General features: G+C 59.6%; 14 protein-coding genes, 3 tRNA genes and 1 pseudogene. 15 read left to right on the forward strand and 3 right to left on the reverse strand.

What is annotated here, in order from left to right:
- Nucleotides 1–50: 50 nt before the first annotated feature.
- A complete protein-coding gene (locus HMPREF2526_RS11420) occupies nt 51–1,154 on the reverse strand; it encodes a glutathione S-transferase C-terminal domain-containing protein (RefSeq protein WP_070547317.1) in 1,104 nt (367 codons plus the stop codon).
- Nucleotides 1,155–1,397: 243 nt separating this feature from the next.
- Between HMPREF2526_RS11420 and HMPREF2526_RS11425 the strand changes: the two genes are divergently transcribed.
- The 7 genes from HMPREF2526_RS11425 to rplA all read left to right on the forward strand — a co-directional run bounded on the left by HMPREF2526_RS11425 (nt 1,398) and on the right by rplA (nt 4,598).
- Nucleotides 1,398–1,473 (forward strand) — tRNA-Thr (locus HMPREF2526_RS11425).
- Nucleotides 1,474–1,507: 34 nt separating this feature from the next.
- A tRNA-Met gene (locus tag HMPREF2526_RS11430) sits at nt 1,508–1,579 on the forward strand.
- A gap of 127 nt (nt 1,580–1,706) precedes the next feature.
- Nucleotides 1,707–1,782, forward strand: a tRNA-Trp gene (locus HMPREF2526_RS11435).
- 25 nt (nt 1,783–1,807) lie between these two features.
- Nucleotides 1,808–2,134, forward strand: coding sequence for a preprotein translocase subunit SecE (secE, locus tag HMPREF2526_RS11440; RefSeq protein WP_070547318.1), 327 nt, complete (start codon nt 1,808–1,810; stop codon nt 2,132–2,134).
- A 138-nt stretch (nt 2,135–2,272) separates the two neighbouring features.
- On the forward strand, nt 2,273–3,187 hold the full coding sequence (nusG, locus tag HMPREF2526_RS11445; RefSeq protein ID WP_049154835.1) for a transcription termination/antitermination protein NusG: 915 nt from the start codon (nt 2,273–2,275) through the stop codon (nt 3,185–3,187).
- Between the two features lie 165 nt (nt 3,188–3,352).
- Entirely contained in the window at nt 3,353–3,796 is a 444-nt protein-coding gene (gene rplK, locus HMPREF2526_RS11450) for a 50S ribosomal protein L11 (protein ID WP_010189723.1), read from the forward strand.
- Nucleotides 3,797–3,893: 97 nt separating this feature from the next.
- A complete protein-coding gene (gene rplA / locus HMPREF2526_RS11455) occupies nt 3,894–4,598 on the forward strand; it encodes a 50S ribosomal protein L1 (protein ID WP_046647767.1) in 705 nt (234 codons plus the stop codon).
- A gap of 991 nt (nt 4,599–5,589) precedes the next feature.
- Here rplA and HMPREF2526_RS11460 read toward each other — a convergent pair.
- Complete coding sequence (locus HMPREF2526_RS11460) at nt 5,590–6,384, reverse strand: siderophore-interacting protein (RefSeq protein WP_046647766.1); 795 nt, start codon at nt 6,382–6,384, stop codon at nt 5,590–5,592.
- A 124-nt stretch (nt 6,385–6,508) separates the two neighbouring features.
- Here HMPREF2526_RS11460 and HMPREF2526_RS11465 point away from each other — a divergent pair.
- From HMPREF2526_RS11465 to HMPREF2526_RS11495, 7 genes and pseudogenes are all read left to right on the forward strand, one after another.
- Nucleotides 6,509–7,452 (forward strand): annotated as a pseudogene (locus HMPREF2526_RS11465) (ABC transporter substrate-binding protein).
- A complete protein-coding gene (locus tag HMPREF2526_RS11470) occupies nt 7,453–8,520 on the forward strand; it encodes a FecCD family ABC transporter permease (protein ID WP_082254433.1) in 1,068 nt (355 codons plus the stop codon).
- Nucleotides 8,517–9,569 carry a FecCD family ABC transporter permease gene (locus tag HMPREF2526_RS11475; protein ID WP_046647764.1) on the forward strand — a complete coding sequence of 351 codons (1,053 nt, stop codon included), beginning with the start codon at nt 8,517–8,519 and terminating at the stop codon, nt 9,567–9,569. The genes HMPREF2526_RS11470 and HMPREF2526_RS11475 overlap by 4 nt, the downstream gene beginning before the upstream one ends.
- Nucleotides 9,570–9,575: 6 nt before the next feature.
- The gene (locus HMPREF2526_RS11480) at nt 9,576–10,370 is read left to right on the forward strand and encodes an ABC transporter ATP-binding protein (protein ID WP_046647763.1); all 795 of its coding nucleotides are present in this window, start codon (nt 9,576–9,578) and stop codon (nt 10,368–10,370) included.
- A 338-nt stretch (nt 10,371–10,708) separates the two neighbouring features.
- The gene (gene rplJ, locus HMPREF2526_RS11485; RefSeq protein WP_010189711.1) at nt 10,709–11,230 is read left to right on the forward strand and encodes a 50S ribosomal protein L10; all 522 of its coding nucleotides are present in this window, start codon (nt 10,709–10,711) and stop codon (nt 11,228–11,230) included.
- 86 nt (nt 11,231–11,316) lie between these two features.
- Complete coding sequence (gene rplL / locus HMPREF2526_RS11490) at nt 11,317–11,703, forward strand: 50S ribosomal protein L7/L12 (protein ID WP_046647762.1); 387 nt, start codon at nt 11,317–11,319, stop codon at nt 11,701–11,703.
- A 172-nt stretch (nt 11,704–11,875) separates the two neighbouring features.
- Complete coding sequence (locus tag HMPREF2526_RS11495) at nt 11,876–12,220, forward strand: HigA family addiction module antitoxin (RefSeq protein WP_371326152.1); 345 nt, start codon at nt 11,876–11,878, stop codon at nt 12,218–12,220.
- Between the two features lie 17 nt (nt 12,221–12,237).
- On the opposite strand, the gene HMPREF2526_RS11500 is transcribed toward HMPREF2526_RS11495, so the two are convergent.
- Complete coding sequence (locus HMPREF2526_RS11500; RefSeq protein ID WP_070547320.1) at nt 12,238–13,482, reverse strand: MFS transporter; 1,245 nt, start codon at nt 13,480–13,482, stop codon at nt 12,238–12,240.
- A 160-nt stretch (nt 13,483–13,642) separates the two neighbouring features.
- Between HMPREF2526_RS11500 and HMPREF2526_RS11505 the strand changes: the two genes are divergently transcribed.
- Nucleotides 13,643–14,599, forward strand: coding sequence for a cell envelope lipid trafficking protein PgfA (locus HMPREF2526_RS11505; protein ID WP_046647759.1), 957 nt, complete (start codon nt 13,643–13,645; stop codon nt 14,597–14,599).
- Nucleotides 14,600–14,843: the final 244 nt, after the last annotated feature.

The following is a 14,843-nucleotide window of genomic DNA, read 5'->3' on the forward strand; positions in this document are numbered from 1 at the left end:
CAACATGAATCCCGCAGACGCAAAAATGTGTCTGCGGGATTTTCTTATCGCTATCGCTGGAAGTCCGCGGGGTTCTTCAACTGCTCGGCCTCAGGCAACGGCCCCGGCAGGGTGGTGCCTTCAGCGAATGGTGCACCCGGCAGATGATCGCGGCCGTGGGGCTGGGCCAACCCAGACAGATCCGGACCGGCCGGCACGATTTGGGTGGGATTAATCTCGCGGTGGACGATGTAGTAGTGCTGCTTGATCTCCGTGAAGTCGGTGGTATCGCCGAAGCCCGGGGTCTGGAAGAGTTCGCGCAGGTAGCCGTAGACATTCGGCATCTCGCTGATTTTGTTCCGGTTCGTCTTGAAGTGGCCGTGGTAGACGGCATCAAAGCGGATCAGGGTGGTGTATGCCCGGATATCGGTCTCCGTGATGTGCTCACCCATGATGAACCGGCGGTGGGCTAGCCGTTCTTCCAACCAATCGAGGACCTCAAAGACATCCGCATAGGCCTCTTCATAAGCCTCCTGGGATGCGGAGAATCCCGCGCGATACACGCCGTTGTTGAGTTTCCTGAAGATGAAGTCGTTAATTTCTTCCATCTCCTCCTGCTGCTCGGCCGGCGGCAGCAGGTTGGGCGCGCCTTCTCGCTGGTACTCGGTCCACTCGGTTTGGAAGTCTCGCACCATGGAGTTGAAATCATTGGTCACGACTTTGCCGCTGGATTCCTCCACGATGGCTGGCACCGTGATGCCTCGCGGGTAGTCAGGGAAGCGTGCGAAATACGCATCCTGCAGGCGGGGGATGCGCAGGACTGGGTCGAGCCCGTCGGGTTCGAGATCAAAAGTCCAGGAGCGCTTGTCGTGGGTCGGGCCCGCCAAGCCTGAGGAGATGACATTTTCCAGTCCCAACAGGCGCCGCACGATGACGGCGCGGTGTGCCCACGGGCAAGCGCGCGCGGCGATGAGACGGTAGCGGTGGGGCTGCACCGGCCAGTCCAAAGTCTCGCCACTGCCACTCACGGAGGGCTGTGGATTGTCACCAGTGACTGAGGCGAGGATGCGGTCACCGATGTAGTTGGTGTCTCGCTTGAATTCGCCGTCCGTCGAGGCATTCTGGGCGTCGCCGGCCCAGTCCTTCGGTGTCTGTTTCTGGGTACCAGAGCTCATGTGTCCTCCCTAGAGCACATAAAGTATTTGATACATCAACAATAGCTGGATTTGGCGCGCCTGGAGTGGGGGTGGTCTACCGCGAGAGTGGTGCAAGGGTGATGCGTGTGAGTTTAGGTGCCTGAAAAGTGCGCAAAAACCCTTGTCGTACTGGCGATTTGTGTTGTTTAAGCGTTTCGGGTTAATCTTTTCAAGGCTTCAACGAGAGCACAGCGGAGAAATTCCGTGACTCAAAGAGGCTGTGCCCCCTTAGCTCAGTCGGCAGAGCGTTTCCATGGTAAGGAAAAGGTCGACAGTTCGATTCTGTCAGGGGGCTCCATTCATGTTTCTGGAAGCTTTCAGAAAGTGAATATGGCGGTGTAGCTCAGTGGTAGAGCAAGCGACTCATAATCGCTGTGTCGCGAGTTCAATTCTCGCCATCGCTACCGGGAAAGAAAAGCGCCCGCATCTGGGCGCTTTTTCACTACCGACTCCCAGCCTTGCGCGGCACGTGGTTTCCAAAGGGAATCGGCGTTCTGGTAGGGTTGTGCGTTGTCCCAAAAGGGCACGCAAAGGGGCGTGGCGCAATTGGTAGCGCAACGGTCTCCAAAACCGTAGGTTGCAGGTTCGAGTCCTGTCGCCCCTGCCACATCACTTCCAAGGAGGGAATCGCCGTGAGCGATGAAAAGCAGCCGAGCACCGGGGCTCCGCGCCCAACCGGCAAGCGTCAGCTCTCTGGCGCAGCGACCACCTCTACCGATTCCTACACTGACAAGCGCGTCGTGCGCGTCGAGGACAAGAAGGAAGATTCCTTCGGCGGATCTGTTGGTTCCTTCCCGGGTGAGGTTGTCTCCGAGCTTAAGAAGGTTGTCTGGCCCACCGGCAAGGAAATGGTTCAGTACGTTCTCGTGACCTTCGCCTTCCTCATCGTCCTCACCGCTCTGGTGTGGGGCGTGGACGCGCTGACTGGCCTCGGAGTTGAAGCAATCCTCGCGCCTTAGTAAACTAATTACATACTTTCATCCCGCCGCCTTCCCGCTAGCTCGACTAGGGGAAACGGCGGGATACTTTTTGCCCAAGTCCGGCCGAGTACCCTGGTGGGGACGAGAAGAATAATTACCAATTTGGAGTAGCAGACAATGAGCGAAGAAAACACTGGCACTTCCCTTGAGCAGGCCATGATCGATAACGTCCAGGAACAGGCCGCGGAGGCGGTCGAGGCTACCGAGGAGGCCCAGCAGCCGCAGGAGGAGCTCTCCGCAGAGGAGAAGGAAGCCGCCGAGAAGGAAGCTGCTACCAAGGCCGCCGAAGCCGCCCTCGGTGGCGGCACGGACGAGGCTGAGGCTGAAGGCGAGGGCGCAGGGGAGGCGTCGGCAAGCGCTGACGCGGACGCCGCCGCAGCAGCCGACGCTGAGTACAAGTCCCGCCTGCGCGCCTTTACCCGCGAGCTGAAGAAGCAGCCTGGCCAGTGGTACATCATCCAGTGCTACTCCGGTTACGAGAACAAGGTAAAGACCAACCTCGATATGCGTGCACAGACCCTCGAGGTTGAGGACTCCATCTTTGAGGTCGTTGTGCCGGTCGAACAGGCCATTGAAAAGAAGGACGGCAAGAAGAAGGTAGTTAAGCGCAAGCTGCTGCCGGGCTACGTGCTGGTGCGCATGGAGCTTAATGACGCTGCCTGGTCCGTCGTTCGCGATACCCCGGGCGTGACCTCCTTCGTGGGCAACGAAGGTAACGCCACCCCGGTCAAGATCCGCGACGTGGCTAAGTTCCTCATGCCGAACGATCCGACGGTCTCTCCAGAAGCTTCCGCAGCAGATTCCGAAGGCGAGCAGGTCGTGGCTATGCCGGAGAAGGAGGCCGCCAAGGCCTACGCGCACGACTTCGAGGTGGGCGAGGCCGTCACCATCCTGTCTGGCCCGCTGGCTTCCGTCTCCGCCACCATCTCCGAGATTGACCCGGAGACCGGCAAGATGCAGGGCCTGGTGTCCATCTTCGGCCGCGAGACCCCGGTGGAGCTGTCCCCGACGGAGATCGAGCGCATCTCCTAAAAAGCGATTTTGAGCTGGGCGCACGGTGTTCTAAACTTGAACGCCGTGCGCTTTTGCGCATCTTGAAACGTTCATCCTCCGGTGGCCCACAATGCGTGAGCATCCGGACGGGGCGCTGTTATTCATCGTGGCGGCACTCCGGTACCACAGGAAAGAGGTAATTCGATGGCTCCCAAGAAGAAGGTCACTGGCCTGATCAAGCTCCAGATCGAGGCAGGCGCTGCTAACCCGGCTCCGCCGGTCGGCCCGGCACTCGGTGCCCACGGCGTCAACATCATGGAGTTCTGCAAGGCCTACAACGCTGCGACCGAGTCCCAGCGCGGCAACGTCGTGCCGGTGGAGATCACCGTCTACGAGGACCGCTCCTTCGACTTCAAGCTGAAGACCCCGCCGGCAGCGAAGCTCCTGCTCAAGGCTGCTGGCATCAAGAAGGGCTCTGGCGTTCCGCACACCGACAAGGTTGGCTCCGTGACCTGGGATCAGTGCAAGGAGATTGCACAGACCAAGTTCGAGGACCTCAACGCTCGTGACATCGAGAACGGCGCCCGCATCATCGCTGGTACCGCTCGCTCCATGGGCATCACCGTTGACGGCGTCCCGGCTAAGTAAAAATTCGATTTAATGCGCGATACGTTCTGTGTCGCGCGTGGCAGGGCCAGCTTCGGCCCGCTAACACCACATCAATCCAAGAAAAGGAATTGCACTTATGAGCACCAAGTCCAAGGCATACAAGGCTGCCGCTGAGCTGGTAGACCGCTCCCGTCAGTACCGTCCGATCGAGGCCGCCAAGCTGGCCAAGGAGACCTCCTCCAAGAACTTCGACGCTACTGTCGACGTTGTCTTCCGCCTGGGCGTTGACCCGCGTAAGGCTGACCAGCTGGTTCGTGGCACCGTCTCCCTCCCGCACGGCACCGGTAAGGACGTCCGCGTGGCCGTCTTCGCTGAGGGTGACAACGCTGAGGCCGCTAAGGCTGCTGGCGCCGACATCGTGGGCACCGAAGAGCTGATCGCTGCCATCAACGAGGGCAACATCGACTTCGACGTTGCTATCGCTACCCCGGATCAGATGGCCAAGGTTGGCCGCGTTGCTCGCGTCCTGGGCCCGCGTGGTCTCATGCCGAACCCGAAGACCGGCACCGTGACCGCCGATGTGACCAAGGCTGTTGCTGACGTCAAGGGCGGTAAGATTTCCTTCCGCGTGGACAAGGCTTCCAACCTGCACGCCATCATCGGCAAGGCTTCCTTCGATGCTGAGAAGCTGGCTGAGAACTACGGCGCGCTGTACGACGAGATCATTCGCCTGAAGCCGTCCTCCGCTAAGGGTGTCTACGCTAAGAAGATCACCATGTCCACCACCACCGGCCCGGGCATCCCGGTCGATGCTTCCGTGGAGAAGAACTACACCGACTAATTGATGTCTGTGTTAACGGAGTAAAGGCCTCGGCTCATTCGTGAGCCGGGGCCTTTTCCTATGCTTCATGTGGGCTTGGCTTCACGTGGGCTTGACTGCAGAGCACTACACGTATCTTCGCGAAACGGATTACATTCTTTGTTCCTCTTGTAATTCGCAACGTCTGCGTGCTTCCATCGACGTGCTGGAGGCATCGGACAAAAGGCGTCTGGTAAAAGGCATCAGTCATAAGGCGTTTTCACGGCTAAAAACGCCTTTTTCTCATTGCAGATGGCGTTTTTAGACCCAAAGATGCCTTTTACCAGATGCCTGTTGTCAGATGCCTTTTGCGGGACGCCCTCCTGACTTAGGTCAATTTAGTACGGAAGTATCCCATCTCACCGCCGAATAACACTAGGTAGCAGGGGTAGGAATGACGTTGTTCATCCGACCATGGCCTCAATCGGAAAGCCCTCGTATATGCAGGTTAAGCGGCTGGGTTTCATTGACAGGTAAAACACAGGCAGGTTCGATGGGCTTTCAAGGAAGATGCCGCATACTAATTCTTGTGCGTTTGAGAGAGGCGCATGAGAGATAGAGAGAACACCCTGAGTCTTGCAGGGCGGGCGGCGTGAGAAACCGCCTGATAAACAAGACCCCTTACAACGCGGGTTCCGGATTTCACCGGGGCCCGCGTTGTACTGTGTAACCCAAGTCAGGTACTCCACGCCGTGGACTTAAGCGGAGATGCATCAGGCCTAGGGCAAACGCGGACGCTGGATGTAGATGGTTCTAGTCAAAAGGTTTTCTTGGGGGCAAACAAACCATATGGAGGAGCGAAGAAGGTTCGTTTGGGGGCAGGTGAACCTTCTGACTGAAACCTCCTGACGGAAACCTCCTGACGGAAACCTTCTGATGGGAACCTTCTGATGGGAACCATGTGGCAGCGCACCGAGTTATTCACCGGCTATCCGCTGCCGGTTAAAAGGATTAGATGCGTGCGAAGTCCGCTTTAAGGCCGCGGCTTGCCCTTCATCCAGTACACGGACCAGATGACGTCTTCGCGCGGCACACCCCAGTCATGCACGGCTATCGAGCGCACTGCTTTGGCCAGGTCCCCTTCGCCGGATACCCACACCGAATCCGGCGCTGTATCCGCGGTGAAACGGGAGCCGAGAAGTTGTCTGGCGCGTGTGCAGTGTTCGTCATGTGGAGCCAGGACCATGGTGAGTGAGCGGACCTTGCCGCGCCACGTCTCCTCCAAGCCGTCTTCAACTTCAGCGTCGTCTGTGATCATGGCAACGACGTCGACTGCACCCAAGGTTTCCGGTGAGAAGGCTTCGTAGTGCTCGAGGATGTGCCACAGCGCCGGTAGGGCAGAGGCATCTGCGAGTAACAGTTGTGACTTCCTAGGGGCCTGCCACAGTGCTTGCCCGGTATATATTCCGGCGGTATCCCCGGGTTGGGCATTGAGGATCCAGCGTGAGCCCGGGCCATTATCGCCATGGGTCACCACGTCGACATCGATGGTGCACGCTTCTTGGTTGAGCTTGCGAATTGTGTACCAGCGCAATGCTGGGCGAATGTCGTCGGGCAATCGGGTGACGGCGGCACGAACATTGGTATCGTCGACCGGGAAGGGCGAAAAATCCTGCTCGTCTTGGGGCATGAGGAGCCCAAAATACTCGTCAGGCCCGGCTAAGGGGTAGTCACTAAAAGCCGGCGAGTGAAAAGTTAAACGGTGCAGCCGCGGCTTGAGGCGGGTGTTCCCGGTGAGGGTGACGGGCAATAAGCGGTGATGCGTCAAGGGAATTGATCCTAGGTAGAGGTCAAATTTGAAACCATCATAACGTACAGGTTAGGCTAGCCTCAAATAAGTTAGGGGTGCGAATGCTTGCATGCTCGCTCCCGTTGAAGGAAAGGTTTATTCCATGGTTGCTATCCACCGGCGCGCGAAAACCGTGCTCGCTATTGTCTCAGCGGCAGCGATTGCTTTAGCGGGGTGCTCCCGCGGAAGTGGCGAGGACAGCGCGGGTGCGGACAGTGCTGAGGAGGTGCGCGTTGCCAGCCTGGGGCTCGGTGATGCCGATACCGTGCTGGCACTCGGAATCACTCCGGTTGCTGTGGCCCCTGGGGTGCGAAAGGGGATGGTGATCCCTCCGGAGTTGGCCCATGGGCGAAGGAGCTTTTGGGAGATGCCCAGCCCGAGGTGATCTATAACACCGCCTCCGGTTTCACGGCCGAGGTTCTAGAGCAGGTCACTGCCTCGGACCCCACACAGATCATCGCCGTGAACCAGGCAGTGGATCAGGAGGCGAAGAAATCCCTCGAGGATATCGCCCCGCTGACCGTGAAGCCCGAAGGTTTCGAGGACTGGCAGATCCCCTGGGATGAGCAAGTCAAGACCATCGCCTCTGCCTTGGATAAGGAAGAGGAGGGGGAGAAGCTCATTGACCAAGCAGAGGGCGCCTTTGAGCAGTTCAAGGACTCCCACCCGGAGCTGCAGGGCAAGCGCGCAGCCATCCTCATGCCCTATGACGGGAAGCTGGGCCTCTACACGGCAGAAGACGGCCGTGGCCAGTTCATCGAAGACCTCGGCTTTGAGATCCCCAAGGAACTGCAGGGTGATGGTTCCAGCTTCTTCGTGGACTATGCCCCGGAAAACTACTCCCAGCTCAACAATGTGGACTATCTGTTCGTCTTGGATTACAACGGTGCGGTCGATGAGCTGAAGAAGGATTCCACATTCCAAGGCCTGGACGTGGTCAAGGATGGACGCGTCCGCTACCTCGACACGGACACCGGCAATGCGATGAGCGTGCCGAACCCGCTGACGATCCCGTGGGCCGTCAACAAGTTCGAAGAGCAGCTCTAAGTGCTCGCACTACCGAGGAAGGCTGACGCTATCCACGGCGTTGCGTACCCGCAACGCCGTGGCAAGGCAGACGCACTGGATTCGCGGGGGAGAAGCCGCGCACTGCTCACCACGGCCCTGGTTGTGTCGACCTTCCTCCTTTTGCTGTGCTCATTGGCGGTTGGCTCGAGGGCTATTCCGTTGCCGGATCTGGTGTCTGCCCTCCTCCACGGAGGCGAAGCAGATATCGAGAACATCGTGTGGGATTTGCGTATCCCCCGCACGTTCGTTGCCTACTTCGCGGGAGCGGCCATCGCGGTATCGGGTGTTATCGCTCAGTCCTGGACTAGAAACCCCTTGGCTGATCCGGGCTTCATCGGTATCACCGCGGGGGCCTCGTTCCTGGTTGCCCTCGGGACGGCGCTAGGCGTCGCCACCTCAACCGGGATGCGGACCGCGCTCGCTCTCGTAGGCGCCGGCCTGGCCACAGCATTAGTGCTGGGTGTGTCCCGGCGGTTTCAGGATCCCCTGACGCTGGTCCTAGTCGGCGCGGGAGTTGCTGCTGCCTTGAGCTCTGGCGCCATGCTGATCGGCCTGTACTCCACGGATGTCCTTGACAGCATGCGCCGGTGGACCATCGGATCCACGTTCGGGCGCGGCCCAGAGGATGTCGCCATCGCAGGTGCCGGATTGCTCATCGGGTTTTTCATCGCCGCACGTGTGGCGCGCCCGCTCGATCTTCTGGCAATGGGGGAGGAATCCTCGGTTGCTCTAGGCGGTTCTCCCACGCTGGCGCGGCGCGGCGCTGCCTTGAGCATCGTTGTCCTAGCGGGATGCGCTACCGCAGCGACGGGGCCCATTGCCTTCGTCGGATTCGCCATCCCCCATCTGCTGCGCCGGTTCACGGGGCCAGAAGTTACCGCGATGATTGCCCCGGCCGCATTGCTCGGTGGTTGCTCCGTACTCGCTGCGGATATTCTGGGTCGCCTCATCGCGGGCCCCTCTGAGTTGGAGATGTCCATCGTCTTGGCCTTTGTGGGCGCACCATTTCTCATCTGGGCCGTACACCGTGGGGAGCATAAACTATGAGTGGGCGGGTGAAGGGGGACGTCGCCAAGCAACTGCGTTCCCAGGAGCGGCAGCGCCGGACATGGATATGGGCGGCGACCTGCTTCTTTGTTCTGGTCGCAGCAACCTCCTATGTCCTCCTTTTAGGCCAAGGCCCTGTGGCCTTGAGTCCGGGGCGAGTCCTAGAGATCCTCAACGGTGGCGGCAGCCGAAGCGAAATCCGCGTTGTCTGGGACCTGCGCATGCCGGTAGCTCTAGCGACCCTCATCGTAGGTGCCGCGCTCGGACTGGCGGGGTCGTGGACGCAATCCATGTCGCGCAATCCGCTGGCCTCGCCTGACATTCTGGGTGTGACTGGTGGCGCGTCCGTCATGGTGGTCCTCGGAACGGTATTCTCCCGGCCGTTGCTTGCCGACGGACTATCCATGTTCTGGTGGCGAGCCGGACTCGCGCTGCTGGGCGCGGTGCTAGCGGCCATCCTGCTGGTGGCGCTGGGGGGAATCGGCACGAGCAACCGCATCGTCATCGTCGGAATCGCGCTCTCCCTGCTGTTCCAAGCGCTGGTGGCGTATCTCTTACGCGCAGCCGAGCTCCTCCGCGCGGCGCAATCCCAGCTGTGGCTGGCGGGAACCACGGGTTTCGTGCGGATGGAGGTCATTGTTCCCCTGCTCCTGGGGTTGACGCCTTTCGTAGTTCTTGGCCTGTGGTGTGCTCGGGAGCTACCGCTTCTTGCGCATGATGATCTCTCAGCCCTTTCCCTCGGGGTCAACATCACGCGAACACGCGCGTTGCTGCTGGTGGCAGCTACGGGCATCTGCGCGGTGACCGTATCCGTGGCCGGTCCCATTGGTTTCATTGCACTTCTGGCCCCGCATGTGGGGCGTATTGTTGCCCGCACACCCACGCCTGTGCCGCTGGTCTCCTGTGCTGCAGGCGCCGCCTTGTTGAGCGTGTGCGCTGTCATTGCTGGAGCGTTGCCGATGGACGCTCCGGTGGGTGCTGTCTCCTCCATTATCGGAGGATGTGCCCTGGTCATCTTGGTGTGGAATGCCGCACGGCGGAGAGGATAAGAGCTAGTGAAAGACAGAGAAATTACGGCCACCGGTATTTATGCCGGATATAAGGACGGGGAAGACATCCTGTCGGGTGTTGACTTGGTGGCACGCCCGGGCGAAATCACCACGCTTATCGGGCCTAATGGCTGCGGCAAGTCCACGTTGTTGAAGACCTTGTCTAAGATTCTTCGCCCGCGGCAGGGGAGCGTGCACATCGGCGAGTTGGACGTGCACGCCATGAGCCCGAAGGAAGCAGCTGCCCACGTGGCGCTTCTTCCGCAGCAGCCGACGGCGCCGGATGGGCTGCGGGTGGGCGAGCTCGTCGCGCGCGGCCGCTACCCGCACCTGGGCCGTGGTCGGGGACTGTCCACGAAGGACCGCGACATCATCGCGCAGGCCTGCGTGGAGACTAGCATTACGGACTTCATCGACCGTGACATCGCAGCACTCTCGGGCGGCCAGCGCCAGAGGGTGTGGCTCGCGCTGGCCTTGGCGCAGGACACGCCAGTGCTGCTTCTCGACGAACCTACAACCTTCCTCGATCCAGCCCATGCCATCAGCGTTCTGCAGCTCGTGCGCAAGCAAGCCGACGCTGGGAAAACGGTCGTCGTCGTGCTGCATGATCTCATGCTGGCCGGGCAGTACTCCGACACCATGGTGGTCATGAACAACGGCGAAGTCATCGCGCAGGGAACACCCCGCCAGGCGTTGCGGAAAGAAGTGCTGGCCGCAGCCTATGGCATCGACGTCGAGATCTGGGACGACCCACGCAGCGACGCCCCCGTCATCGTTCCGCGCGGAGTGCTCAGCGACTGACAACGTTCATACAGGAACCCGCGTCGAAAGCTCTCAGCGGAGCGATTTGGAGTTAAGGCAGGTCGGGTTGTAAAGTACCTAGCGAAGTTTGAACGGCCCGCTGAGGCCGAGTCAAAGTTCACCGAAGACCGTCGGTCATCCGGATATCCGGATCGAAGGTTCCTCATCCTAGAGGGCGGCCCACGCAGGAGACACTTTGCGAATAAGCGCGGATTTCCGCGCGCGCCCTGTGCTCTTGCACGGGGCTTTTGTTATTTCGGTTGTCCATCGGGCAAGCGGAGTAGGGGAGGCCCCGGCGGAAAACACAAGAGATGTTTCGAAAGGAGGCGAAGTAGAAAATGGCAAACCCGAAGAACACCGCAGACCTGGCGGCACTGAAGGAGAAGCTCGAGGGTGCAAACTCCATCGTGCTTACCGAGTACCGTGGCCTGACCGTGGGTCAGCTCCAGGAGCTGCGTAACAACCTCGGCTTTGACGTTGAGTACTCCGTCGCCAAGAACACCCTTTTCAAGATCGCTGCCAACGAAGCTGGCATCGAGGGTCTTGACGAGCACCTGACTGGCCCGACCGCTATTGCGTTCATCAAGGGCGAGGCAGTGGATGCTGCGAAGGTCATCACCAAGTTCGCTGATGACAACAAGGCACTCGTTATCAAGGGTGGCTACATGGACGGCAACGCTCTGTCTGCCGACCAGGTTGAGGCCATCGCCAAGCTGGACAACCGCGAGACCACCCTCGCAAAGCTGGCTGGCGCCATGAAGGGTTCTATGGCAAAGGCTGCCGCCGTATTCAACGCTCCTGCAACCAAGATGGTCCGCACCGCTGCGGCCCTGCAGGACAAGAAGGCTGCGGAAGCTTAAGACGCCAATTACAGGCGCACAACTTAAACACACACACTTATCTGGCTGCCTAGTGCGGCCAGGAACAATGAGAAAGGATGCCAATCATGGCTAAGCTCACCAAGGACGAGCTCATTGAAGCTTTCAAGGAAATGACCCTCATCGAGCTCTCCGAGTTCGTCAAGGAGTTCGAGGAGGTCTTCGACGTTGAGGCCGCTGCTCCGGTTGCTGCTGTTGCTGCTGGTGCCCCGGCTGCCGGCGGTGCCGCTGAGGAAGAGAAGACCGAGTTCGACGTCGTTCTGACCGACGCTGGCGCTAAGAAGATCGGCGTTATTAAGGCTGTCCGCGAGATCGTCTCCGGCCTGGGCCTGAAGGAAGCTAAGGAGCTCGTTGAGGGTGCTCCGAAGGCTATCCTCGAGGGTGCTTCCAAGGACGACGCTGACGCTGCTAAGGCTAAGCTCGAAGAGGCTGGCGCTTCCGTCGAGCTCAAGTAATTCACCTGAATTACTCAGCTTTCCTGCGCGGCACATTCGCTGCGCGCCAACAACCCCGTTCCGCTTTCCTGCGGTGCGGGGTTGTTCCCGTTTTGTAAGGCCCGACGGCCTTGAATTATGCACTCGCAGTAGCGCATCATATTCAAGTGGACACCCGAAGGAGCTGTTGACGTTGACTTTATCGACTACCACTGACGCGCATTCTCATGTTGATGTTGTTCCCGTTCCGCACCCTGGAGAGGTACTTCTCCTAGAATTCCTCAAACCCTGCGGTATTACCCAGTATCGCCTGGCCAACGACATTGGCACTACCCGTTCCCAAGTTTCCAAAATTACCCGTGGTGCGCTCGGTATCAGTGCCGATATGGCTTTGCGTTTGTCGGCCTACTTTGGGAACTCCGCGGAGTTCTGGCTCGGACTCCAAGAGGAATACGATCTGTGGAAAGCTCGCCAGACCACTGATGTCAGCGCCATCGTTCCGCGGAATCACAAAGAAGAAGCCGACTCGCACTCGTAGAAACAGTTGACTTACGCTTATGAGTGGCTAGGGGAGTCCTCTTTCTCCTTCGCGTCTGCTTGTGCAAGGGCGCGATCGGCTCGGCGCACAAAGATGAGGGCGGGCCCGATAGCGAGGAACCCGGCGACCGCATTGGCCCACAATCCAGTGGTCAAGGTCCAGCGATGAGACAATGCGGCTAGAGGGGTCGACCACACACTGGAGAGTGAGACGACGGTGCTCATTTGGATATTGGTGACTCGGCCAAATGTTTCTTCTGCCATAAGCCTGTGGAGTGCGGCATAGGTTACCGCGCCGGCGGCTGGGGCTGTAAGAACGGATAGTCCTAGCGGGATGATCATCAACAGGCTGGGGCTGAGCAGGGCGCCACAGGCGATTGATGCAGCAACCCAGACACACGTGCCTACCTGAAGGGCTGCGAAGGAGAACTTCTTCTGCAGCCAACCCGTCGACAAAGCACCCACAATCCCGATGAGGCCGATGGACGTGCGGGCTAGTCCCGTTACCCATCCAGGGTTGTTCCCCTCCTCCAGTATGAGGACGGCCATGAACAGTGAGCCGTTAATTGCGCAGTTCGACAGTGTTTGCATGGCAATGAGCCCGCGCAGCAGGGGCGAGCGAGCCACGATGGCTAAGCCTTCCTTCGTTGTGCGTAGGAGCTTGTTCTCTGCCTTCTTTGCGGGGTCTAGGCCAGCCCTGATGAACAGGAAGAAAACAATGGTGAGGAAATTCGCCAAGCCTACAAACACAAAGGGCAGTGCCAGATTGACTTCTAGAAGTGCACCGCCCACGGTGGGGCCGATCAGTCCCGCAAATTGCAGGCGCGCTTGGATGAGCCCTTGTTTGGCGGCGAGCTGTTCTTCTTCAACGAGCTGGGGCAGGCAAGGGTCGGAGCAAGCTTGGCCTATTCGGTAAAAGAGCATCATGCTCCCGAGTAGCGCACCGAAGACGATGGGGGAGAAGCTTCCGGATAGAATGAGGCCCGCTAACGCGAGGTTGAGTACCCCAGCCAGCGCGTTGGTCACAATGATGAGTGGCTTGCGGCGCCACATATCCGCAAGAGAACCGCCGATGATGCCGCCTGCCAGTGCAGCTATTCCGGTGATGGTTCCATACAGGCCGGCAAGGGTAAGGCTATCGCTCAAGCGTAGAGTGACCACCGGAATAGCAAGCCCGGCTCCTACCCCGGCTATCTGAGCCACGAGGTCTGACCATAGGTAGAGGCCGAAGTCTCTGTTCTTGCGTTGGGGGTCATTCTTCATTGATTACTGCCAATCCCATGATGCGATCTTGAATGTGAGCTGGAGCACTTAGTTTAGGTTATTTAACACTCCTCTAGCCCCCCGTCAATGCCGCGTAAATGTGAAACGCACCCTCCGGGGAAATGTGTTTTGAGCAAACGAATCGGTAGGATAAGCCACCATGCTGCCCAAGTCCCGCATCTTCTCCGTCCTCCTGCTCGGCCTCGGCGTTGCGCTGATCGCGGCCGGCCTGACGGCGTCGAGCTTCTTGAGCTTTAGTCCGCGCCTGCCGTTGGATATCGAGGACACGACGTGGACTTTGCAGGATGACAATGCTACCGCGCAGGAGCTATCCGCGGAGGGCGTTACGCAGTATGAGGGGCCGATGACTTATCAGCTCAACCTGGACATCCAGGACCCAGCAGACAAGGAGACGGCGACGCTGCGAGTGGGGGAGTCCGCCATCCGCGGCGGCACGGGCAACGTGGAGGACTTAAGCTTTGCCCGCGTGTGGAATTATCCCGTTGACCGCCTCAGCGGTGAGGCCACGGGCCCGGCGGCGCTCTCCCACACCATGGGCTCGCCCACGGCGGAGGTGCCCGTCGAGGGCTACTGGCTGAAGCTGCCCGCCGATGCCGAGCAGACTACCTACCCGGTCTTTGACCCGGTGCTGCGCAAGGCGGCCGACGCCGTCTTCGAAGAATCCCTCGACATCGACGGCCGCACGGTCTACCGCTACCGCCAGGAGATTGAGCCCACCAACGTGGCTACCCTCTATGCTGGCAGCACGACGACCACGCTGAGCAACGAGGATGGCTCCACCGAGCAGGGCTACCTCTTCCACGCCGCAACCCGGGACCTCTACGTGGATCAAGCCACCGGACTCGTCGTGGGCATGGACGTCGATATCAAGGACTACTGGGCCGACCGCGAGGGTAACGAGCGTGAGGTGCAGTTCGCCTTCAATGGTGCGACTTCTGAGGAATCCCGCGCGGAGCTGCTCCAGCAGGCCGAGCGCTTCCCGCGGAGTGCTGTGGGGCAGTGGGTGCGCTGGGGCGGCATCGGAATCGGTGCGCTTCTGGTGTTGCTTGGGGCGCTAGGCGCTTTCCGACGTCCCACTAGCCGCCACTCCCGCTAGCTGCGCGTGCTAGGGGCCCGCGCGTGCGGATCTACGTAGCGACACGCCGTGGGCGCGTTTCGCCTTTACAAGGCCGCCATTATGCTATAGGCTATTTCGTTGCGCTGGAATCTGGATCTTTAGTGCACATTTAGCCTTTCGAGCGGTGATGGTAAAACCGACTTGACAAGGTGATTTTGTGCATTCTAAACCCAGTCATTCCACAGCAGACCGAATGCTAAATCTACCAGCGGTTTTGCACCTC

It is taken from the genome of Corynebacterium sp. HMSC070E08, assembly GCF_001808895.1.
In the GTDB taxonomy this organism is placed as follows: domain Bacteria; phylum Actinomycetota; class Actinomycetes; order Mycobacteriales; family Mycobacteriaceae; genus Corynebacterium; species Corynebacterium hiratae.

Bases quoted from the DNA above. Each gene is read 5' to 3' on its own strand.
- HMPREF2526_RS11420 (WP_070547317.1), bottom strand. From the start codon at position 1,154: ATGAGCTCTGGTACCCAGAAACAGACACCGAAGGACTGGGCCGGCGAC.
- nusG (WP_049154835.1), top strand. From the start codon at position 2,273: ATGAGCGAAGAAAACACTGGCACTTCCCTTGAGCAGGCCATGATCGAT.
- rplK (WP_010189723.1), top strand. From the start codon at position 3,353: ATGGCTCCCAAGAAGAAGGTCACTGGCCTGATCAAGCTCCAGATCGAG.
- rplA (WP_046647767.1), top strand. From the start codon at position 3,894: ATGAGCACCAAGTCCAAGGCATACAAGGCTGCCGCTGAGCTGGTAGAC.
- HMPREF2526_RS11475 (WP_046647764.1), top strand. From the start codon at position 8,517: ATGAGTGGGCGGGTGAAGGGGGACGTCGCCAAGCAACTGCGTTCCCAG.
- rplJ (WP_010189711.1), top strand. From the start codon at position 10,709: ATGGCAAACCCGAAGAACACCGCAGACCTGGCGGCACTGAAGGAGAAG.
- rplL (WP_046647762.1), top strand. From the start codon at position 11,317: ATGGCTAAGCTCACCAAGGACGAGCTCATTGAAGCTTTCAAGGAAATG.
- HMPREF2526_RS11500 (WP_070547320.1), bottom strand. From the start codon at position 13,482: ATGAAGAATGACCCCCAACGCAAGAACAGAGACTTCGGCCTCTACCTA.
- HMPREF2526_RS11505 (WP_046647759.1), top strand. From the start codon at position 13,643: ATGCTGCCCAAGTCCCGCATCTTCTCCGTCCTCCTGCTCGGCCTCGGC.